This window comes from Pseudoalteromonas sp. SR43-5 (assembly GCF_014163835.1).
Taxonomy (GTDB): Bacteria; Pseudomonadota; Gammaproteobacteria; order Enterobacterales; family Alteromonadaceae; genus Pseudoalteromonas; species Pseudoalteromonas distincta.
In genome coordinates this window covers 159,697-180,438 of the sequence record NZ_JACJEA010000004.1, presented here as the reverse complement: position 1 = coordinate 180,438, position 20,742 = coordinate 159,697, and the positions used below count along the sequence as shown (strand labels likewise).

The 20,742-nt window shown below is 38.4% G+C and carries 24 protein-coding genes; 17 read left to right on the top strand and 7 right to left on the bottom strand.

The genetic code is table 11. The features are described from left to right. Positions 1 to 240 precede the first annotated feature (240 nt). The gene (locus H5090_RS04120; protein ID WP_182695090.1) at positions 241 to 1,746 is read right to left on the bottom strand and encodes a capsule assembly Wzi family protein; all 1,506 of its coding nucleotides are present in this window, start codon (positions 1,744 to 1,746) and stop codon (positions 241 to 243) included. 211 nt (positions 1,747 to 1,957) lie between these two features. Between H5090_RS04120 and H5090_RS04115 the strand changes: the two genes are divergently transcribed. Beyond that, positions 1,958 to 3,031, top strand: a complete 1,074-nt coding sequence (locus H5090_RS04115) for a glycosyltransferase (RefSeq protein ID WP_182695089.1) — start codon at positions 1,958 to 1,960, stop codon at positions 3,029 to 3,031. Next, positions 3,028 to 4,113, top strand: coding sequence for a glycosyltransferase (locus H5090_RS04110; protein ID WP_182695088.1), 1,086 nt, complete (start codon positions 3,028 to 3,030; stop codon positions 4,111 to 4,113). Before H5090_RS04115 ends, H5090_RS04110 begins: the two co-directional genes overlap by 4 nt. 16 nt (positions 4,114 to 4,129) lie before the next feature. Here H5090_RS04110 and H5090_RS04105 read toward each other — a convergent pair whose 3' ends face one another. Then, positions 4,130 to 4,858 carry a 3-deoxy-D-manno-octulosonic acid kinase gene (locus H5090_RS04105; protein WP_182695087.1) on the bottom strand — a complete coding sequence of 243 codons (729 nt, stop codon included), beginning with the start codon at positions 4,856 to 4,858 and terminating at the stop codon, positions 4,130 to 4,132. A 122-nt stretch (positions 4,859 to 4,980) separates the two neighbouring features. On the opposite strand from H5090_RS04105, the gene H5090_RS04100 reads away from it, so the two are divergent. The 6 genes from H5090_RS04100 to glpG all read left to right on the top strand — a co-directional run bounded on the left by H5090_RS04100 (position 4,981) and on the right by glpG (position 10,232). After that, complete coding sequence (locus H5090_RS04100) at positions 4,981 to 6,039, top strand: glycosyltransferase family 9 protein (protein WP_182695086.1); 1,059 nt, start codon at positions 4,981 to 4,983, stop codon at positions 6,037 to 6,039. Beyond that, a complete protein-coding gene (gmhB, locus tag H5090_RS04095) occupies positions 6,039 to 6,602 on the top strand; it encodes a D-glycero-beta-D-manno-heptose 1,7-bisphosphate 7-phosphatase (protein ID WP_182695085.1) in 564 nt (187 codons plus the stop codon). Before H5090_RS04100 ends, gmhB begins: the two co-directional genes overlap by 1 nt. A gap of 159 nt (positions 6,603 to 6,761) precedes the next feature. Beyond that, on the top strand, positions 6,762 to 7,955 hold the full coding sequence (locus tag H5090_RS04090; protein ID WP_002961055.1) for a glycine C-acetyltransferase: 1,194 nt from the start codon (positions 6,762 to 6,764) through the stop codon (positions 7,953 to 7,955). Positions 7,956 to 8,005: 50 nt separating this feature from the next. Further along, positions 8,006 to 9,031, top strand: a complete 1,026-nt coding sequence (tdh, locus tag H5090_RS04085) for an L-threonine 3-dehydrogenase (RefSeq protein WP_024595694.1) — start codon at positions 8,006 to 8,008, stop codon at positions 9,029 to 9,031. Positions 9,032 to 9,099: 68 nt separating this feature from the next. Continuing rightward, positions 9,100 to 9,417, top strand: a complete 318-nt coding sequence (gene glpE / locus H5090_RS04080; protein ID WP_010554397.1) for a thiosulfate sulfurtransferase GlpE — start codon at positions 9,100 to 9,102, stop codon at positions 9,415 to 9,417. Then, positions 9,414 to 10,232 carry a rhomboid family intramembrane serine protease GlpG gene (gene glpG / locus H5090_RS04075; protein WP_182695084.1) on the top strand — a complete coding sequence of 273 codons (819 nt, stop codon included), beginning with the start codon at positions 9,414 to 9,416 and terminating at the stop codon, positions 10,230 to 10,232. Before glpE ends, glpG begins: the two co-directional genes overlap by 4 nt. A gap of 3 nt (positions 10,233 to 10,235) precedes the next feature. Here glpG and H5090_RS04070 read toward each other — a convergent pair whose 3' ends face one another. After that, complete coding sequence (locus H5090_RS04070) at positions 10,236 to 10,634, bottom strand: flagellar basal body-associated protein FliL (RefSeq protein WP_002961049.1); 399 nt, start codon at positions 10,632 to 10,634, stop codon at positions 10,236 to 10,238. Between the two features lie 154 nt (positions 10,635 to 10,788). Between H5090_RS04070 and H5090_RS04065 the strand changes: the two genes are divergently transcribed. Together H5090_RS04065 and ubiA are read left to right on the top strand one after the other, a co-directional pair. Next, positions 10,789 to 11,328 (top strand): chorismate lyase, encoded by a 540-nt coding sequence (locus tag H5090_RS04065; RefSeq protein ID WP_002961048.1) that lies wholly within the window; start codon positions 10,789 to 10,791, stop codon positions 11,326 to 11,328. Further along, complete coding sequence (gene ubiA / locus H5090_RS04060) at positions 11,325 to 12,203, top strand: 4-hydroxybenzoate octaprenyltransferase (RefSeq protein WP_182694150.1); 879 nt, start codon at positions 11,325 to 11,327, stop codon at positions 12,201 to 12,203. The genes H5090_RS04065 and ubiA overlap by 4 nt, the downstream gene beginning before the upstream one ends. Before the next feature lie 38 nt (positions 12,204 to 12,241). Here ubiA and H5090_RS04055 read toward each other — a convergent pair whose 3' ends face one another. From H5090_RS04055 to H5090_RS04045, 3 genes are all read right to left on the bottom strand, one after another. Then, positions 12,242 to 12,862, bottom strand: coding sequence for a 2OG-Fe(II) oxygenase (locus tag H5090_RS04055; protein ID WP_154903688.1), 621 nt, complete (start codon positions 12,860 to 12,862; stop codon positions 12,242 to 12,244). A gap of 91 nt (positions 12,863 to 12,953) precedes the next feature. Beyond that, entirely contained in the window at positions 12,954 to 13,838 is an 885-nt protein-coding gene (locus H5090_RS04050; protein WP_002961044.1) for a LysR family transcriptional regulator, read from the bottom strand. 377 nt (positions 13,839 to 14,215) lie between these two features. Next, positions 14,216 to 14,638 carry a DUF2721 domain-containing protein gene (locus H5090_RS04045; RefSeq protein ID WP_002961042.1) on the bottom strand — a complete coding sequence of 141 codons (423 nt, stop codon included), beginning with the start codon at positions 14,636 to 14,638 and terminating at the stop codon, positions 14,216 to 14,218. 75 nt (positions 14,639 to 14,713) lie between these two features. Here H5090_RS04045 and H5090_RS04040 point away from each other — a divergent pair, with 75 nt between their 5' ends. Genes H5090_RS04040 through tsaD form a run of 3 tightly spaced genes read left to right on the top strand, consistent with a single transcriptional unit; the run spans position 14,714 to position 16,702 of the window. Beyond that, entirely contained in the window at positions 14,714 to 15,067 is a 354-nt protein-coding gene (locus H5090_RS04040) for a DUF2007 domain-containing protein (RefSeq protein WP_002961041.1), read from the top strand. Beyond that, entirely contained in the window at positions 15,060 to 15,650 is a 591-nt protein-coding gene (locus tag H5090_RS04035; protein ID WP_182670777.1) for a YjaG family protein, read from the top strand. Before H5090_RS04040 ends, H5090_RS04035 begins: the two co-directional genes overlap by 8 nt. A gap of 38 nt (positions 15,651 to 15,688) precedes the next feature. Continuing rightward, a complete protein-coding gene (gene tsaD / locus H5090_RS04030; RefSeq protein ID WP_024595490.1) occupies positions 15,689 to 16,702 on the top strand; it encodes a tRNA (adenosine(37)-N6)-threonylcarbamoyltransferase complex transferase subunit TsaD in 1,014 nt (337 codons plus the stop codon). A 20-nt stretch (positions 16,703 to 16,722) separates the two neighbouring features. On the opposite strand, the gene plsY is transcribed toward tsaD, so the two are convergent. Then, positions 16,723 to 17,334, bottom strand: coding sequence for a glycerol-3-phosphate 1-O-acyltransferase PlsY (gene plsY / locus H5090_RS04025; protein ID WP_002961038.1), 612 nt, complete (start codon positions 17,332 to 17,334; stop codon positions 16,723 to 16,725). 230 nt (positions 17,335 to 17,564) lie between these two features. Between plsY and folB the strand changes: the two genes are divergently transcribed. The 4 genes from folB (at position 17,565) to mpl (ending at position 20,741) form a co-directional block, all read left to right on the top strand. After that, a complete protein-coding gene (gene folB, locus H5090_RS04020) occupies positions 17,565 to 17,924 on the top strand; it encodes a dihydroneopterin aldolase (RefSeq protein ID WP_024604056.1) in 360 nt (119 codons plus the stop codon). Continuing rightward, positions 17,925 to 18,413, top strand: coding sequence for a 2-amino-4-hydroxy-6-hydroxymethyldihydropteridine diphosphokinase (folK, locus tag H5090_RS04015; RefSeq protein ID WP_024595488.1), 489 nt, complete (start codon positions 17,925 to 17,927; stop codon positions 18,411 to 18,413). Next, a complete protein-coding gene (locus H5090_RS04010; RefSeq protein ID WP_149603106.1) occupies positions 18,410 to 19,210 on the top strand; it encodes an undecaprenyl-diphosphate phosphatase in 801 nt (266 codons plus the stop codon). Before folK ends, H5090_RS04010 begins: the two co-directional genes overlap by 4 nt. Positions 19,211 to 19,385: 175 nt before the next feature. Further along, positions 19,386 to 20,741 (top strand): UDP-N-acetylmuramate:L-alanyl-gamma-D-glutamyl-meso-diaminopimelate ligase, encoded by a 1,356-nt coding sequence (gene mpl / locus H5090_RS04005; protein ID WP_182695083.1) that lies wholly within the window; start codon positions 19,386 to 19,388, stop codon positions 20,739 to 20,741. Position 20,742 lies beyond the last annotated feature (1 nt).

Below are 20,742 nucleotides of genomic sequence, written 5' to 3'. Positions count from 1 at the left end.
ATTTTATTAAAAACATGATCATTCTAGCGTATTAAATAACTCACTAACTACGTTAAAAATTATTTATATAGAACAACTATGTATCATAATTTTAGCCTTGTTATTGAGCTATTTTCTTATCGCTATAATAGAACACTAATTTAATGCAATTGGTATAATTACTGATTTAAGTTACTAAAAATACAAAAAAGGGATGAAAACAGTGTTTTCATCCCTTCTTATTTTTAATAAAGTAACTTACTAAAAATTTAATTCGTACTTGGCAAATGCTGATGTATCGTTTTCAGCACCGTCATTGTTAGATGCAAAAGCACCTAAAGTGACGCGGCCGCCCATAGAAAGCATTCTATAACGAAGCTCTAATTGCTTACTATTAAAGCCTGTTTTAGTAATAGTGTTACCTAAGTCTGGATTGTTTCCATAGCGGTCAGTATTATCACTGTTATAATCAACACTCCGTAATTTTACCTGCCAATCGTCTCCATTAGAAAGCTGACCAAGTAGTGTTAAAACAACTGACTGTGCATCGTTATCATAAGTAGAGCCAATAGTGCGACCGTGGTAACGGTAACCCGATTTGTAATCTGAATGCTCATAGTAGCAATTTTCATTAGTAGACTCTGCTGAACATGAAACACCTGTATCTATGTACTCTACATTTATTAATAAGTTTTGATCATATACACGTTGTGTTGTCTGTACACCATACAAATAGGCTCTATCGGCTGGCTTAAACTGTGAACTGGCATCTTCACCTATAGTACTGGCATAAACCGCATATGGTTGATCAAATAAGGTATCTGACCAACGAATATCAATACCAGCCAATTGATTACCTATTTTCGACTCTAATTGGCTATCACAACTAACATTGCCATCAATACATGCAGTTTGCCCAGTTATGACATCAATAAAATCACCCGCAGAGCCCGGTTGACCGTCTCCTGCCCATTGTGCAGACCAGCTAAGTGCAATTTCTAATTGTTGTATTGGGCGTATATTTAATCTACTGCTCCAAAGTAAAGCATCAGGAATTACTCGTGTAGACTCAAGTTTAGCCATTTGTGCGGTAAAACCCCATTGACCAATCCAGCTTAACCATGGTGTTTCAAAAGCAGTACTTTTTTCTCTGGTTACACTTAGTGCAGGTAAAGGTTTCGCATTACCAGACATAATTAAGCTGTTATCAACACCAGGTCCCCAAAATTGCTCAACAGCACCGGCTCTAAAAATCCAGTTACCTAAACGGTAAGCTAAGTAACTATCGTCAAGTGAGGTATCGTTACAATCGGTTAAAGCTTGCTCATCGGTAACTATATCGTCAGTCGTTTTTCCATCAACTAAACATTTTTTACCGTCTTTTCTGTAATTTATAGCTACTTTAGCTGCAAAGTTATCGCCTAAATAAGCGTAAGCTGCTGAAAGCTCTGTTTCTTGTGTATTTGTTGCACCAAAGCTTGTTGCTATGATCGGATCTGTGGCTGCAAAAGCTGATAATTGAAGACTATGCGAGCTGCTATTTTCTGATTTATATCGATGCTTAACGCGAAGTAAAGCATCTTGCAAGCTTGGAGATAATTGCTCAAGCGGCATGCTTTGCACATCACTTATAAAACTTTTCCACATAAGCGGATAGGTAGTTACAGGAGCTAAAATAACACCGGCATCAGCTAATTGTTGAATATCAGCTCTTAGACCGTAATCATCGGGTTTTACCCATGGCTCAGCATTAACTGACGCGCTCATAGCGCAAAAAAGAGTAGAAAGTAGAAAAATTCTGTTTCGCAAAGTTCAGATCCTTGTGATTTAGATTGCGGCTAAGTTTATCAACCTAAGCTTGTTATTGCAGTAAATAATCAAATTTATAGAGCTAATTTAATATATTAAAATGTAACCTAGCTATCGTAATAAGTATCTGATTGGTATACTGGAGTTCAAATAGGAAATTGAGAATGTAATGAGCAACAAACGACTTTTATTTATTCCCGTATCATCACCAGAAGGCATTGGTGAATATATGCGCTCGTTGTTGTTGGCTCAAAGTTTAAAGGCAGAACTTACTGATTCTCTCGATATTCACTTCATACTAAACAAGCATACAAGCTACGCAAAAAAGTGTCCTTTTGAAGCAACATTGCTTGAACACTCAGCGACTAAAGAGCTTGATTCTGTTTGCGACTTTATAGAGCAATTTAAACCTGACGTCGTTGTTTTTGATTGTGCAGGACGTGCAGGGCATATGAAAGCGGCTAAAAAAGTAGGCGCTAAAGTTGTATTTATTTCTCAGCATGCAAAAAAACGCGCTAAGGGATTGAAGCTAAACAGGATTAATTTAATTGATACACATTGGGTTGTACAGCCTGATTATTGTATTGAGCCACTTACATGGGCTGAAAGTGCGAAGTTAGACATGTTTCCCTTGGCACACCCTCGTAATGTAGGCCCTTTTGTTCCATTTGCTTCTTGTGAGCAAAAACGTGATGTTTTAAATCGCTATAACTTAGTATCTGATGGCTATTTTATTGTTAATGCGGGTTCTGGCGGGCATATATTAAATAATCTTAATTGTGCTGAGGTTTACTTTAAAGCCGCGCTTAAAATTACTAAGCATACTGGTTTAAAAGCAGTTGTTGTGTTTGGTGCAAATTATAATAAAGCAATTCCTAAAAGTGATGAGGTTACTTGTTTATCAAGCCTGCAAGGAACCGAATTTTTGGCATTAATGAGCCAAGCTAAAGTCGCATTACTTAGTGGTGGAGATACTTTATTGCAAGCAATTGCAGTTCAAACCCCTGTTGTGGCATGTGCTATCTCAAAAGATCAAAATACACGTTTGGATCACTGCGTTAATGCAGGTGTTGTAATAAAAGCGAATCTTGATATTGATGAAATTACAACGAAAATAGCTCAAGTTATTACCGAGCCTTTTTATAGTGAATTTATTGGTAAGTATAAGCAACTCGATAGTACACATAGCTTCGACGTGATCACTACCGGTATAAAAAATATGCTTGTAGGAGAGCGCTTATGAATATAGTGATTGTAATTGATTCACTAGTAGGTGGTGGTGCTGAAAAAGTAATGCTTACTTTGGCTGATAAAATGGCGAAACTACAGCACAATGTCACTATATTATCTCTTGCGAGCAACGCTGAGTATGACATTCCTGATATAGTTAAAGTTGACAGCCTTTTTCCTGATAGAGCATCTAAAGTAGATAGATTCTGGCAGCGAAAAAATAGTATTTTGCGATTAGAAGCGTGGTTTGAAAAAAAACAAAGCGAGATTGGCAATATTGACCTAGTGCTTTCTAACCTTGATAGAAGTAATAATTTACTTGCACGTAGTAATATCAAAAATGTTCACTTTGTTATTCATAACTCCGTCAATTCAGAACTTGCCCGTCAAAAAAAGTTAGGTCCATTTTCATATTTATACCTTAAAAAAAGTAAGCAAAACTTAAATGGTAAATCACTTATTTGCGTATCAAAGGGTGTTGAAAAAGAAATAACACAAGGGGATTTAATTAACCCAAGTGCAATCGCGACTATTTATAACCCGTTCGATTTTGAAAAAATAAACCAACAAGCAAATGAGAAAAATAACGACATCCCAAATGAGCCTTACTTAATTCATGTAGGAAGGCTCGCCAAACAAAAACGCCACGATATATTATTTGCAGCATTTGCAAAGCTTGATAAAAAATACAAGTTAGTCCTTTTATGTAATAAACCTGCAAAAGCGTTAAAGCTTGCACAGCAATATGGCATAGATAAACAGTTAGTAGTGCCTGGATTTCAACAAAACCCATACAACTGGATTCAGCATGCCAAAGCTTTAGTGTTGAGCTCTGATTTTGAAGGGCTGCCAACGGTATTAATTGAGGCTTTAGCGGTGGGTACTCCGGTAGTTAGCACTAATTGTACATTTGGACCAAGCGAGATATTAACAGGCGAGCTGAGTAAATATTTAGTACCCGTTCAACAAAGTGAGGCATTAGCCAATGCCGTTAAGCAGGTGCTAGCAGATAAGCCAAATGTAGAAAACGCAGATATTCTAAAACAAGTACAGGCAGAGCAGGTTGCTCTGCAGTATTTAGCCTTGGCTAACTAAGTTAACTTATATTAGGTTAACTGATATTGGCGAGCGCTTTGAAGTAGTTGCTATGCAGAGTTTGCCAGTCACTCGCTTGCCAATTAAATACATCATTTCGACCTTGCTCTTTTAAAAATGAGCGCTCAAGGCGTGCCATATTACTTTGATGCCACTGTGGGTTAGGCGCTCTTATTTCACCTCTATCAAAGTCGATAATATACACATCACCAATATCATTAAATAAAATGTTATTAATGTTTAAATCAGCGTGATAAACGCCTTTTGAATGAAATAGCGCGATTGTTTTAGCAATGCGCTCTAACTCATCTTCAGTCAATGAGCGTTCAATTAATATATCGAGTACACTTTTAGCGCCTTTAACAGCCTCGGTAATAATATCACCACGATAAATTAACCCGCTGTGGGTTACTTTAGCTGCAACAGGGGTTGGTACGTTTAAACCAAACTCTATAAGTTTACTCATTAAACTAAACTCTTTATACACACGGGTTTGTTCAAGCCCTGGGTATAAATATTGATCGCTTAGCAATTTACCCACTAAACCACCGCGCCAATAATGCCTAAGTACGGCTGTTAATTCGTCTTGCTTAAAAAACCACGCAGTTGCTCGACCTTTTTTAGCGCCCACAATTTTATTTTGTTGTTGCCAATAATTTGCATCAAACCAATCGAGGGTAATTTGGCTTGTGTATTTAGGGTGGCTTAATACAGTGTGGTTGCCTTGCACGTGTTGTTTAAACATAGCTCTGTGTAATTGCTAAATAATGTGTCTATATTAGCGCGTTTTAAAGCGCAGGATAAGTGCTTGCAATAGCGTGATTATAATTTAAGATCGGCTTTTGTATTTAATACCTAAGGGAATGTGTGACTCAAGCTCCTAATTATTCATCTATTTGTATATTAAGACTCTCTGCCATTGGTGACGTATGTCATGGTGTGAGTGCTGTACAAGCCATTCAAAAGGCACACCCGAATGCAAAAATCACCTGGGTAATTGGCAAAATAGAAGCCATGTTACTTGCTGACTTACCGGGTGTTGAGCTGGTGGTATTTGATAAAAAGCAAGGCAAAGCAGCGCTTAAAAGCTTGAAGCAACGCTTCAACAACCAAAAATTTGATGTGCTTCTTAATATGCAAGTTGCATTAAGGGCTGGGCTTGTAGCGCGCTGTATTCCTGCAAAAGTAAAAATAGGGTTCGATTGGGCTCGTTCAAAAGAATTGCACAGCTTATTTATTAATAAACGAATAGACCCACAAGCCCAGGCGCATGTGCTTGAAGGCTTTAAAGGTTTTGCAAAAGCCATTGGTGTAGCTGATTATAAACCGAGTTGGGACATGCCATATACCGAGCAAGACCAAGCGGTTGCAGATGAGTTATTAACATCAGAATACCTAACTAATAAACTATTAGTAATATCGCCCGCAGCTAGTAAAGCGCAGCGTAATTGGCTCGCTGATCGTTATGCCACATTGGCTGATTATGCAAGCGAGCAAGGCTTTAAGGTGGTATTGACGGGTGGCCCAACAGAGCTTGAGATTAACCTAGCAAATAGCATTATTGAGCACAGCAACACGCCTATTTTAAATTTAGTCGGTAAAACAAAACTCAAAGAGTTGTTGTGCGTGTTAAAGCGTGGCAGCTTAGTGCTCGCGCCCGATACGGGTCCTGCGCATATGGCAGTAACAGTTGGTACGCCGGTTATTGGTTTATATGCACATTCAAATCCAGCACGCACAGGTCCTTATTTATATCAAGACTACGTGGTAGAGGTTTATCATCAAAACTTGTTTAAGCAAACAGGTAAAACGGCTGAGCAAGTACCGTGGGGTACACGCGTAAAAGGCGATGATTTAATGAGCCAAATTACAGTTGATGATGTAAAAGCGATGTTTGACCATGTTGTACAAAAAGAGTCTTTGTAATGAATGCACAACAAAAAAATAAAGCGCTTTTTTTAGATCGAGATGGCGTGGTAAATGTTGATCATGGTTATGTGTATCAAAGCGATAAATTTGAATTTATTGACGGTGTTTTTAGCACTTGTAAAGCATTTTATGATGCAGGCTATAAAATCATAATCGTCACTAATCAATCTGGAATTGGTCGAGGTTATTACACCGAAGCTGATTTTTTAGCACTGACCGACTGGATGAAAGACCAGTTTAGTGCCCACAGCATTGAAGTTACCGATGTGTATTTTTGCCCGCATCACCCTAAAAAAGCGCGCCCTGAATATTTGAAAGAGTGCAGTTGCAGAAAGCCTGCGCCAGGAATGTTATTACAAGGCATACAAGAGCATAATATCGACCCTGCTTGCAGTATTATGGTGGGCGATAAACTCAGTGATATGCAGGCTGCGAAAAAAGCGGGCATCACTACACGCGTTTTAGTGCGTTCAGGGCAAAGCTTTGACCAAAGCGCTAAGCAAGAAGCTGATTTAATTATCGATTCTATAAGTAGTTTACCTGCACTTTTAAAAACATAAATAAACAGCCTGTAAACTGGCAGGAATTCCTTCCAACTGAGGGCGTTTGCGACGAACTGCAAACCGTGCATTTTACCCATTAAACTTTTACAATACCCCGCATAATAAACAGCCGCGAAAGTGCGGTTGTTTACCCGTTCAAATATATGGAGAACCTAGATGAGAGCATCTGCTTTTTTTAGCCAGTTACAACAGCAAATTGAAGACGTAAAAACCGAAGGTTTGTATAAAAACGAACGTATTATTAAGTCCCAGCAGCAAGCTCAAATCGAAGTTGCATCAGGTAAAGTAATCAACTTTTGTGCTAATAACTATTTAGGTTTAGCTAATAGCCCAGAGTTAATTGAAGCGGCGCAGAATGGTTTAAATAATCATGGTTTTGGTGTGGCTTCAGTGCGTTTTATTTGTGGCACTCAAGACATCCATAAAACACTAGAGCAAAAAATCAGTGCGTTCTTAGAAACAGAAGATACTATTTTATATTCTTCATGTTTTGACGCAAATACAGGTTTGTTCGAAACTATTTTAGGCGCAGAAGACGCTATTATTTCTGATTCATTAAATCATGCATCAATTATTGACGGTGTACGTTTATGTAAAGCTAAACGTTTTCGTTATGCAAATAACGACATGGCTGATCTTGAGAAGCAACTTATTGCAGCAGACGAAGCCGGTGCTAAAACTAAACTAATTGCTACCGATGGCGTGTTTTCTATGGACGGCGTTATTTGTAATTTAGAAGCTGTGTGCGACTTAGCCGATAAATATGATGCGCTTGTAATGGTAGATGACTCTCACGCAGTTGGCTTTGTTGGCGAAAACGGTAAGGGTACACCTGAGTACTGTAATGTATTAGACCGTGTAGATATTATCACCGGTACATTAGGTAAGGCGCTGGGCGGTGCTTCAGGTGGTTATACATCAGGTAAAAAAGAAATTGTTGAATGGTTACGTCAGCGTTCACGCCCGTACTTGTTCTCAAACTCATTAGCGCCTTCAATTGTTACTGCATCAATTAAAGTACTTGAAATGCTTGAAAATGGCGGCGAGCTTCGCGCTAAACTTTGGTCAAATGCTAAATATTTCCGTGAGCAAATGGAAGCTGCTGGTTTTACGTGTGCAGGTAAAGATCATGCAATTATCCCCGTAATGCTAGGAGATGCCAAAGTAGCCTCGTTAATGGCTGATAAATTACTTGCTGAAGGCATTTACGTAACCGGTTTTTCATTCCCTGTAGTACCAAAAGGGCAAGCGCGTATTCGTACACAAATTTCAGCGGCACATAGTATTGAGCAACTCGATACAGCTATCGATGCATTTACCCGTATTGGTAAAGAAATGGGCGTTATTTAATTTTATTTTAAACCGAAGCCTCGCTTCGGTTTTTTAATTGAGTGTGGATTATGAAAGCATTATCAAAATTAAAAGCAGAACCGGGCATTTGGATGACAGATGCACCAAAGCCAGAAGTAGGTCATAACGACTTACTGATTAAAATTCGCAAAACAGCTATTTGTGGTACCGACGTACATATTTACAAGTGGGACGAATGGGCAAGTAAAACCATTCCAACGCCTATGGTTGTTGGCCATGAATATGTTGGTGAAGTCGTTGATATGGGCCAAGAAGTTCGTGGCTTTCAGGTTGGCGACCGCGTATCTGGCGAAGGGCATATTACGTGTGGCCACTGTCGAAATTGTCGTGCAGGGCGTGTACATTTATGCCGTAATACAACGGGTGTAGGTGTAAACCGTGAAGGTGCATTTGCCGAATATTTAGTTATTCCTGCATTTAACGCATTTAAAATTCCAGATAATATTTCTGACGAACTCGCTTCTATTTTCGACCCATTTGGTAACGCAGTTCATACCGCACTATCGTTTGACTTAGTTGGCGAAGATGTACTTATCACTGGTGCAGGCCCAATTGGTATTATGGCAGCAGCTGTTGCAAAACATGTTGGTGCTCGCCACGTTGTAATTACCGACGTAAACGAATACCGCCTAGATTTAGCACGTAAAATGGGAGCTTCACGCGCTGTAAACGTTGCCAATGAAAAGCTTGAAGATGTAATGAAAGAGCTAGGTATGACAGAGGGTTTTGATATTGGCCTTGAAATGTCAGGTGTGCCAAGCGCGTTTAATTCAATGCTTAATAATATGAACCACGGCGGTAAAATTGCCATGCTAGGTATTCCACCATCTGATATGGCAGTTGACTGGAACCAAGTTATTTTTAAAGGTTTAGTGATTAAAGGTATTTACGGTCGCGAAATGTTCGAAACGTGGTACAAAATGGCAAGTTTGATTCAATCTGGCCTAGATTTAAACCCAATCATTACACATCAATATTCTGTGGATGACTTCCAAGCTGGCTTTGATATGATGATTTCAGGTCAGTCAGGTAAAGTAATTTTAAACTGGGATTAGTTCCTAACTAAATTACAAGAAGGGCGGCTTTAGCCGCCTTTTTTATACTATTAATTAAAGAGATTTCAATGGCATTTAAACATATTTCTATAGCGCAAACGTTAGAGCTTTTAGATAAAGAAGACGTGGTAATTGCAGATATTCGCGATCCTAATTCGTATCAAGCCGGTCGCATTCCAGGCTCAGAAGCACTTTCTAACGGTAATATCGCACAATTTATGATGGAAAAAGAATTCGATCAGCCAATTATTATTGTCTGCTACCACGGTATGAGCTCACAAGGCGCAGCTAGCTACTTAGTTGAGCAAGGTTTTGAAGACGTTTACAGTATGGATGGCGGCTTTACAGCTTGGGAAGCTGCTTACAGCGAGAAAGTAGAGCGATGATAGAGCTTGGCAGTTTAAATAACCCGCGCGCCGCACAGGGCTTTATAGATTATTTAAAAAGCCAAGGTTTACAAGGACAATTAAGCTCCTCAGATGGTAGCAATGTCATTATTAGTGTTGCGCCTGAGCATTTTCATCAAATACAACCTTTATGGGCTGAATTTACACAAAACCCTAATCATGAAAAATACCTACAAGCATCTTGGGATGTAGGCAGCACGCAATCACCGCTTAAATATCAAGGGCAATCACTTAATCTAATAGCCCGTTTTAAAGCGCTCAGCTGGCTTAATCAAACCGTAAGTATTGTAAGCGTTATAATTTATTTTGCTTTTTTACTAGGTGGTTTTGAGACCATTTACACCATGATGCAGTTTAAACCTACGCAGCCTTTAAGTTGGTTAACGCCCGCCCTCGTACATTTTAGCGCGATGCATATAGTGTTTAATTTAATTTGGTGGATGTCGCTTGGTGACAATATCGAAAAACAATGCGGAAAACTAAGCTTAATAGGCTTGTTTTTAGTGACTGCACTTATTAGTAATTGGGCGCAATACCTAATGGTTGGTCCTAACTTTGGCGGTTTGAGTGGCGTAGTATATGGATTACTTGGTTTTTGTTGGATTCATAGCTTTTTAAATCCTAACAAGCCTGCCCTAGTTAGCACGGCTATTATTGGTTTTATGTTGATTTGGTTAGTGCTTGGGTTTGCTGATGTATTGTTTGTAGGTATGGCTAATTGGGCGCACTTAGGTGGGTTAGTTAGCGGTATGGCTTTTGCCTATACCGCCAAAATATTTAACGCAAAACGTTAAATACTAATGATATAAATATTTAGTGAACAAGACTTCACGGATGATCTCTTGTCCTGTTTCTTCTTTTAGCAGGCTTTTTAGTTTTTCGGCGCACTTTGCACGTATTTCTTCACGGCCAGTAAGTGATTTTATTTTTTCTTCTGGTTCTTTAGATAAAATCTCTACTAGGGCATCACGAAGTAATGGCGTGTGGTGTTCAACCACTGCAATATCAGAAGTATCAGTAAGCATTAAATCAATAGTTACACGCACATAGCCCATTTTTTTACTTGATGCGCCAATGTAGTTGGTGATTATATCAGGCTCAAAACCAAAATAACCAACTGTGGATTCAGCACGAGCTGTAAAGCTTATAACGCTTACAAAGAACGTAAAAAGACCTGCGTATACTATTTTTTTCATATTTAAAGCGTTTCTTAAAACTTGTTACAAATAGTTTATACTTAATAGTAGGTAATAAACAGCGCCAAGCAATTATTTATGGTTATAAAACATCACTTTTTCAAAAGCTTTGGCAATGGTATCATCTCGTTGTTTTTTATTTTGTTGAGCTATTGTGATTACTTATCCTCTGTCTATATCTGCTAATTGGCAGTCCACTTCTTATATAAGTGACTTATCTCCTCTAGAGCAAGAGTGGCTTTTTGAACAGAATTCATTAACGGCTAAATTAAAAAGTAACTCAAAAACTTTTAATGTAAAGGTATTAAGTGAGCAGTTATTTACTTTAAGCCCAGAGCAAAACTTACTACTAAACAGCACAGCTAAAACAGCTATTAATAGAGAAGTACTCTTATTGTGCGATAACAAACCTGTGGTGTACGCACAAAGCTGGCTTCCTAAAAATGATTCTATTAATCCTTTGCACAATATGGGCGAGCGTCCTTTAGGTGATGTGATTTTTCAAGACCCAGCATTAAAAAGAACGGATATAGAAATTGCTTATTTTGATGACACGCACCCTATTCAGCAATTAGTTACAAAATTGAACTTACCCGAGAAAAACTTACTAGGGCGTCGAAGTGTATTCTCACTCAAAGAATATAAGTTTTTAGTGTGTGAAGTGTTTTTACCTGGAGCATATTTATACTCATGAAATTAGCCGCTTTAAAGCCAAAACATATTCCTTATTATATACAGTTAATGCGTATAGATAAGCCCATTGGTACCTTGTTATTACTTTGGCCAACATACTGGGCTTTATGGCTTGCTAATAGTGGGATGCCGAGCTTACTCAACTTTATTGTATTTACGCTGGGCGTTGTTGTTATGCGTAGCGCAGGGTGTGTAATTAATGATTTTGCAGATAGAAAAATAGACGGCTCGGTAAAACGCACAGCTCAACGGCCGCTAGCTTCAGGACAGGTGAGTAGTGGTGAAGCACTTAGTCTATTTTTACTACTCATAGTTATTGCGTTCATTTTAGTATTAATGCTTAGCGTCAATACTATTTTGCTTTCTTTTGGTGCTTTGGCTTTAGCCTTTTGTTACCCCTTTATGAAGCGCTATACACAGTTACCTCAAGTTGTTTTAGGGGCTGCATTTGGTTGGGCTATTCCTATGGCGTATATGGCTTCAATTAATGCACTACCACAGCAGGCATGGTTATTATTTATAGCCAATATTTGCTGGACAGTGGCTTACGACACCATGTATGCGATGGTTGATAGGGACGACGATTTAAAAATAGGGGTAAAATCAACCGCTATTTTATTTGGTAAATACGACCGCCATATTATCTTTTTACTTAATGCTGTATTTATAGCGTTGGTTGCTTTTATTGGTATAAGCAATCATTTAAGTGTCGCATTTGGCGTTGGTTTAAGTATTGCTGCGGGCCTATTGGCATACCAACAAGCGCTTATTCATAAACGTGAAAGAGATGCCTGTTTTAAAGCGTTTTTAAATAATCATTACGTGGGTTTGGCTATCTTTATAGGGTTATTACTTTCATACCCAATAGCATTTTAAAAGCCTCAATAAAGGCTGTTAAAATGCTCTATTAGGAGTTATCGGGGCGGATCAATAATGCCGCTAATAGAGGCGTTTTTCCTAAACCAGCCTGCAATAGAATAGCGATCGTCAACGGCGGGAAGTACTTCGTGGGCAAAGCGTTCGCTTTCAAACATTACTAATGTGCCAGCAGTTGGTTTAATTGTTATTTCTATCTCTTTACTTTTAGGTTTATAAATAACAAGTTCGCCACCTTGCTTAGGCGTATTTAAATAAAGTACCGTTGTAAATACTCGATTAGAGCGACCTTTAAATGCATCTAAGTGCTTTTTGTAAAAATCACCCTGTGTATATTTTGCATAATGGCATTCGTAATCAAATAACCCCATAAAAAAACTGCGATTTAACGTGGTCTTTATACTTTGCATTATTGCTTGATAGGTAAGCTGTGCTTGAGAGCTGCCGTCAAACCAATAGGTTTTATCAGTACGTACGGCTTTATCTATTTGTAAGTCATTTAATCGACCAATACCAGCAAGGCTAAAGTGAGGGTTTATACGGTGGCAGTCTGCAACTAAATCGTTAACTAAATCGGCAATAAGCGCGTTATGAATTACGGTATATCCTTGGCGTTCTATATCATCTAAATAGACATCAGGACCAAAAAGTGTGTTCATTCACATCAGCTGTTTAAAAAAGGTGCGACAGTGTAGCCGAAAAGCTGTTAAAAGCTACTGTTTATTGTGCCGCACTTTTTGAAACATCAGATTAGCTAAATGCAGCACCCGCTTTTTTTATAAGCGATAGTAAATGCTCTACATGTTCAGTAATCGACGTCTGTTGGCTTGTTTGTACAACGAGTTGTTCGTGGTTTAAACCTTTATTTGTTTTAAGTTGTACTAATTCAGAATTCTCTGCGATTGCATTAGCATGTTCAATGCTTGCAATAGCAAAATGATCTGATTTAACTACACCTGCCATTACTTGCTCAATACTGCCCACTTTAATACTTGATGATTTATTTAAAGAATCAATTGCCTCATTAAGCATAGTTTGTACTTGTTTAGACTCAGAGAAACAGCCAAACATCGGGTAGCTATCAAGGTTTTGTTTACTTATATCGTTTTTATGGGCAAGAGGGTGGTTTTTTGAAACAAATAACACAAGCTGATCAGGTAAGTGAATGTCACTGCCAATACTATTAATAGCTTGAGAGTATACGCTAATGTCTATTTCACCTTGTTGGAGTTTGCGTGTTAGCTCTTGCTGATCTTGTAGCTGCATCTCAATTTTTATATGAGGGTATTGAGCTAAAAACTGTCCACAAGAAATAGGTACTATGCTGCTTGCCTTATTGGTATACCCAATAACGAGCTTTTCATTGGCATTACCGTTTACTGATTGAAAAATCCGCTTTTTCGTTAGCTCAAGTTCCGATAGGGTCGTTTTAGCATATTCTAGAAAAAGCTCGCCTTCTGGCGTTAATTTAACAGAGCGTGTTGAGCGTTTTACTAACTCATATCCCATTTCATCTTCAAGTGTTTGAATGCTGCGCGTTAGCGCTGAAGTACTAATTTGGGTTTGTTCAGCAGCTTGTCTAAAATGACGTAATATACCAAGTGCTACAAATTGCTCTAATTGTTCAAATCTCACTTTATAGTCCCTTTTTATAAGTAAGTCGCAGATACCACGGACATCAAATATATTAATTTTTATTCTAAAGTTTAGTAAAATTCTATATTGAAATACGGTTGCAAGTTCATACGTGTTTCCAGCAGGATACCCCCCTTTTAGTATTAATTAAAGAGAAAAGCGACCAAATAGTATTACTTTTTAAATTCATAACTAGTTGTTTATTGTATTTTATCTATGTTTTTGCAATGGGCTAGCTAAGTAAACTTATTTGTAGTCAGTAAGTTAGTTAGTATATTTGGATTAAATTGTTCTAATTAATAAAAAAGTACGCCCCAAAAAGGGGCGTTCATACAACATGATTGTGACAAATAATAGAGAGTTTTATTTATAATAAACTATTTTACAAAATTTCTATTTATTCGGCTACTTAGTGGTTTATTTTCAATGCTTTGCAGTTCTATCTCGATTGCATCACAGGAAATATGTATTTCAAATAAAGACGTTAATAACGATAAACTTAAGCAAGCTAAGCTAATGCCAAATAAAATAATTCCTGTGGCATTAAACTCAATAAATAATGCAAACATTGATAGTGTACACAGTAGAAAAGAGGCTACCCCGTACACTTGCATCGTTCTAATTAGCTTAATACGTTTACGTAAGTTAGTGATTTGAGCCACTACAACAGGCCGAATAGATTCACCTTCACGCGCATTTAGCTCCCTAATTAATTGCGCTAAAACTAAAAATCGGTTTGTATAGGCGAGTAATAACAGCGATATGGCCGGAAAAAGTAAGCCTGGGGTTGTTAGTGTCATGTTTATTCCTTAAAAGTACAGCATACTAATAATTTAGCGCAGGATATTGTTAACACAAAATAAATGAGGTGAATATTGCAAAATATTAATAATAACAATTCAACAGATAGCTCTTTTCAATGGGTTACAATTTATAAAGCTGAAAATACCTTGGAAGCGAATATCGTAAAAGGCTTAATACAAACTGCTGGAATAGAGTGTAAAATTAAAGGCGAGATGCTCCAAGGGGCGCTTGGAGAAATTCCATATGATCAGGCGCAAGTTAGTGTGCAGGTTTATGCGATAAAAGAGCGCCATGCGCGGCAAATATTGGTAAACTATCAACAAGTAAAACAATCCGCTCCAGATTGGGTATGCCCTAATTGTAATGAGCATAATGGATCAACATTTGATTTTTGTTGGTCGTGTGAGACGTTAAAGAATGACTAAAGCAAATAATTTTCAGCGTATTAGAGAGCTTAACTATTTACAAAAGGCCGTCTTAGCAAGTGCTTTAATAGAGCGAATGCTGCCAAATTACGGTTTATTTAGCGAAGCAACGGGGTTTGGTGATGAAACCTTATTACGTAATTCGCTTAATGTTTGTTGGGAAAAAATCTTACTGCCTAAAAGTAAAATAGATCTCGAAAAACAAGTTGAAAAAATAGAGCCAAATGTTCCTGAACTTGCTGATTTTGATATGTTTGGTACTTATCCTGCTATTGATGCTGCAACGTCTTTACTTAGCTTAATGCACGGTTTAGTGGCGCAAGATGAGCAAGAGTTCATTAGTGTGAGCAAAATATCTCAAGCAACAGTGGCTCGCTTTATTGAATACCAAATGACGGTTGAAGGTGAGGTTGCTGATAACACAGCAGTGAGAGAGCACCCATTAATGCAGTACGAAATTGAAGTATTAGGTGAGCTAATTGATTTTGTAGAAAATATGGGGCGTATTACCTCTGATAGCGTAAAGGCACTAAAAAAGTTTGCCCTTGAAGATGGCCAAACAAATATTGGTCTTACGTTATAAAAAAAGCAAAGTAGAATTTAAAAGGCAGGAGAAGTACAGTGCGAATTTTAGGCATTGAATCGTCATGTGATGAAACGGGTATTGCAATATATGATGACGAAAAAGGCTTGTTAGCTCATCAATTATACAGCCAAGTAAAAGTACACGCTGATTACGGCGGTGTAGTGCCGGAACTTGCATCGCGCGATCATGTTCGTAAAACATTACCACTTATAGATGCAGCTTTTGCACAAGCAGGTTGTGGCCCGGAAGATTTAGACGGTATTGCTTATACTGCAGGCCCAGGTCTAGTTGGTGCATTATTGGTAGGTACGTCTATTGGTCGTTCATTAGCATACGGTTGGGATATACCTGCGGTAGCAGTACATCACATGGAAGGGCATTTACTTGCTCCGATGCTTGAGGAAAATACCCCTGAGTTTCCGTTTATTGCATTGCTTGTATCGGGCGGTCATACCATGATGGTCAAAGTAGCGGGTATTGGACAATACGAAGTACTAGGTGAGTCAGTTGATGATGCCGCAGGCGAGGCCTTTGATAAAACGGCTAAGTTACTTGGTCTTGATTACCCCGGTGGCCCGCGCTTAGCTAAAATGGCCGAACAAGGCGTAGCAAAGCGCTTTGTATTTCCTCGCCCTATGACCGACAAGCCAGGTCTTGATTTTAGTTTTAGTGGTTTAAAAACAGCGGCATCAATCACGATTCGTGAAAATGACGACGATGATCAAACCAAAGCTGATATAGCGCATGCATTTCAAACTGCGGTTATTGATACCCTCGTTATTAAGTGCAAGCGTGCGCTTAAACAAACAGGTATTAAGCGTTTGGTCATCGCCGGTGGTGTGAGTGCAAATACACAGCTTCGACTTCAGCTTGAACGCGTAATGAAAGGTATGAAAGGCGAAGTGTTTTATCCGCGTACTGAATTTTGTACCGACAATGGTGCAATGATTGCTTATGCCGGAATGCAACGCTTAAAAGCAGGGCAATTTGCCACGCTTGATATGAAAACAAAACCTCGTTGGCCTATAGATAGCCTTGAGTCGATTTAATGACTCATATTTTAGATATTTTAGATATTTTTGTTTTCATCGGTGGGTGCTTTTTTAGCACCCACTTTTGGTTCTTCCCCACTAAATAATCGAATAATATTAGTACGGTGACGAAATATAATTAACAGCGTGATAAAAGTAACGGGAAGAGTATAAAGTGGCTTTATTAGCCATGTATACAAGGGCGCTAAAGATACAGCTACAAGCGCCGCCAGTGATGAATAGCGTGTTATTGCCACTATAACTAACCAAGTACACACAAGTAAACCTGCCAATGATAAGCCAATAGGTAATAATGAGCCAAATGCCGTTGCTACGGCTTTACCGCCTTTGAAGCTAAAAAACAGTGGGTACATATGGCCTAAACAAGCAGCTACTGCGACTAAACCAAGCTCTAAAGGTTCAACTTCTAAAAAATAAGCCCCCCATACCGGAATAGTGCCTTTTAAAATATCAAACACTAGAACCAAGCAAGCCGGAAATGCTCCGCCTAATCTATAAACATTTGTAGCTCCTGGGTTGTTAGAACCACTATTACGAGGGTCTGGAAGTTTGAACAACCGCGACACTAAAATAGCCGACGAAATCGACCCAAGTAAATAAGCTAAAACAAACATTATAGTGGCTAACACGCGCTTCCTTATTTTTTAATTGCTATACCAATTGATAGTGCTTTTAGGCTATTATTGGCAGCAAAATTTATCGTAAAAATTATTAACAGGCTATTTAATAGCTAGTTTAGTTATTTTGCTATTGTAGAAGTTATTTTTACATATTTAAACACTGGCTAAACCATATACAGTATTAATTTTATTGATGCTTAGTATAGTTGCTTAGTAGTTTGTTGTTATTTGGAGTATCAATGGATAAGGTTTTTATATCTCAATTGCACGTCGACACTATTATTGGAGTGTACGACTTTGAAAAAGAAAGTAAACAGAGCCTTTATTTTGATATTGAAATGCTAAGCGATATTAAGCCCGCAGCTGAAAATGACGATATTAATTTAGCACTGGATTACTCAAAAGTAAGTGAGCGAGTTATTGAGCACTGCACTTTAAAACCTGTAGAGTTGCTAGAAACTTTAGTTGAACAATTAGCGCATATTATTTTAAGCGAGTTTAATACTCCACAAGTTACTATAAGAGTAAGTAAACCAGCAGCAGTAGCACAAGCGCAAACTGTAGGTGTTGAAATTACACGTGTTAAGGCAACTGACTAAATGGCTCAAATTTATATCAGCCTAGGGTCAAATATAAATAAAGCGCATTATATACAATGTGCATTAATTGCACTTAAGCAGCACTTTGAACATATTGTACACTCGTCTGTTTTTGAAAGTGAAGCAGTAGGGTTTGCTGGCAATAATTTTTATAATTCAGTCGTTGGCGCTACAACTGATATGTCACTTGTTGATGTATGCGCTTTATTAAAACAAATAGAGCGTGATAATGGACGCACAGCGAACGATAAAAAATTTAGTCCACGAACGCTCGATTTAGATTTACTATTTTATGATGATGTAATTTGCGACTCCCCAGCACAATTACCACGAGATGAAATAACTAAAAACGCATTTGTATTACAACCTCTTAGCGAGGTTGCCCCAGATTTCTATCATCCTGTAGCTAAACAAACGATTGCGCAGTTATGGAATGAATATAATAACCCTCAACAAAAGCTATGGAAGGTGGAGTTTTCTAACCCATGAGTATCATCGAAATAATTATTTTAGCCCTCATACAGGGATTTACTGAGTTTTTACCAATTTCTAGTTCTGCGCACTTAATTCTCCCATCGCAAATTTTAGGCTGGGAAGATCAAGGGCTTGCGTTTGACGTGGCAGTACATGTTGGTACTTTAATTGCCGTTGTTATTTATTTTCGCAAAGAGGTCGTCGACATACTCAGTGCGTGGTTTAAATCCTTTGGAGCACAGGGTACTACTGATGATAGTAAGCTAGGTTGGTGGATAATTTTAGGCACTGTGCCTGCCGCTATTTTAGGCTTACTTTTAAAAGACTTTATAGAGTTGTACCTACGAAGCGCTTGGGTAATTGCTACTACCACAATTGTGTTTGGTTTATTGCTTTGGTACGCGGATGCAAAAGGTAAGCAAATTAAAACTATTTATCAGCTTAATTGGAAAACAGCACTTATTATTGGTTTTGCACAAGCTGTTGCAATGATCCCGGGAACTTCTCGCTCAGGTATCACGATGACTGCTGGTTTAATGCTTGGAATGAATAAGCAAAGCGCAGCGCGGTTTTCGTTCTTACTGGCAATTCCAATTATTTCTATGATGGGGCTTTATTATACTGCAGAGCTTGCTTTGGGTGACCATGTGGTTGATTGGAATACATTATTACTAGGTGTAGTGCTATCGTTCTTATCGGCTTATGCATGTATATTTATGTTTTTAAAAGTAATAGAGCGAATGGGCATGTTGCCATTTGTGATATATCGTTTATTGCTCGGTGTAGGTTTAATAGTATTTTTAATGATGTAGCAAATAATGACTAATAAAAAAGCCTTCTAATTAAGAAGGCTTTTTTATTATCAAGTGGTCATTTTGGCACGAGTGAAATGCTTACTCGCAATGGTAACTAAGCACGAATTTTGGCATTATAGCGCCATTAAACTTTGCATAGCTGTAAAGTGAGCATACGATTTAAGGAAAGTATATGCATATACATATTTTGGGCATTTGTGGCACGTTTATGGGTGGCATTGCAGCCATTGCTAAATCGTTGGGTCATAAAGTAACGGGTTCCGATCAAAACGTTTACCCACCAATGAGTACGCAACTTGAAGAGCTTGGCATTGAACTGACTCAAGGCTACGACGTATCTCAATTAGAGCCAAAGCCAGATATGGTCGTTATTGGTAATGCAATGAGCCGGGGTAACCCATGTGTTGAATATGTGCTTGATAAAGGTCTGCCTTATACATCTGGCCCTGAGTGGCTTAAGCATAACTTACTGCAAGATTCTTGGGTGCTTGCGGTTGCTGGTACGCATGGTAAAACAACCACAGCAAGTATGCTTGCGTGGGTGTTAGAGTACGCAGGTTTAAAACCAGGTTTTTTAATTGGCGGCATAGTGCAAAATTTTGGTGTATCGGCAAAAGTGGGTGAAACGCCATTTTTTGTTATTGAAGCCGATGAATACGACACTGCTTTTTTTGATAAGCGCAGTAAGTTTGTACATTACCTCCCGCGTACACTTATCTTAAATAATCTTGAATTCGATCATGCTGATATTTTTGAAGATTTAAACGCAATAAAAAAACAATTTCATCACTTAATGCGTACATTACCTCAAAGCGGCAAGGTAATTTGGCCAAAGCAAGACGTAGCGCTTAATGATGTAATAGCACAAGGGCTTTGGAGCGAAAGCGAAACGCTAGGCGATGATTGGAGCTATGAATTAATAAAAGCCGATGGAAGTGAGTTTAATGTATTACTTAATGGCGAAAAGCAGGGCACTGTCTGTTGGCAAGCAATAGGGGAGCATAACGTTAAAAATGCGATTATGACTATCGCAGCAGCGCGCCATGTGGGTATAGCCATTGATCATAGTATTGATGCGTTAGGAGAATTTATTAGCCCTAAAAGGCGTATGGAGCTAAAGGCGGATATAAATAATATTAAAGTGTATGACGACTTTGCGCATCACCCAACAGCAATTAAAACTACGCTTGCAGGATTGCGCGCAAAAGTAGGCGATGAAAAAATTATCGCTATTTTAGAGCCGCGCTCAAACACCATGAAAATGGGCGTACACCAACATACATTATTAGATTCACTGCGTGATGCTGACAACGTACTCCTTTTTGAACCAGAGAATCTAAATTGGTCGCTAAAAGAGCAAGCAGATAAAGCAGGCATGCAGTGCTTTAGCAGCACGCAAACAATTATTGATACGGTGCTTGAAAATATTGAGCCTAATCAGCATATTTTAATTATGAGCAATGGCGGCTTTAATGGCCTTCATCAACACCTTGTTGATGGCTTAGCTGATAAATACAGCGGAGAATAGT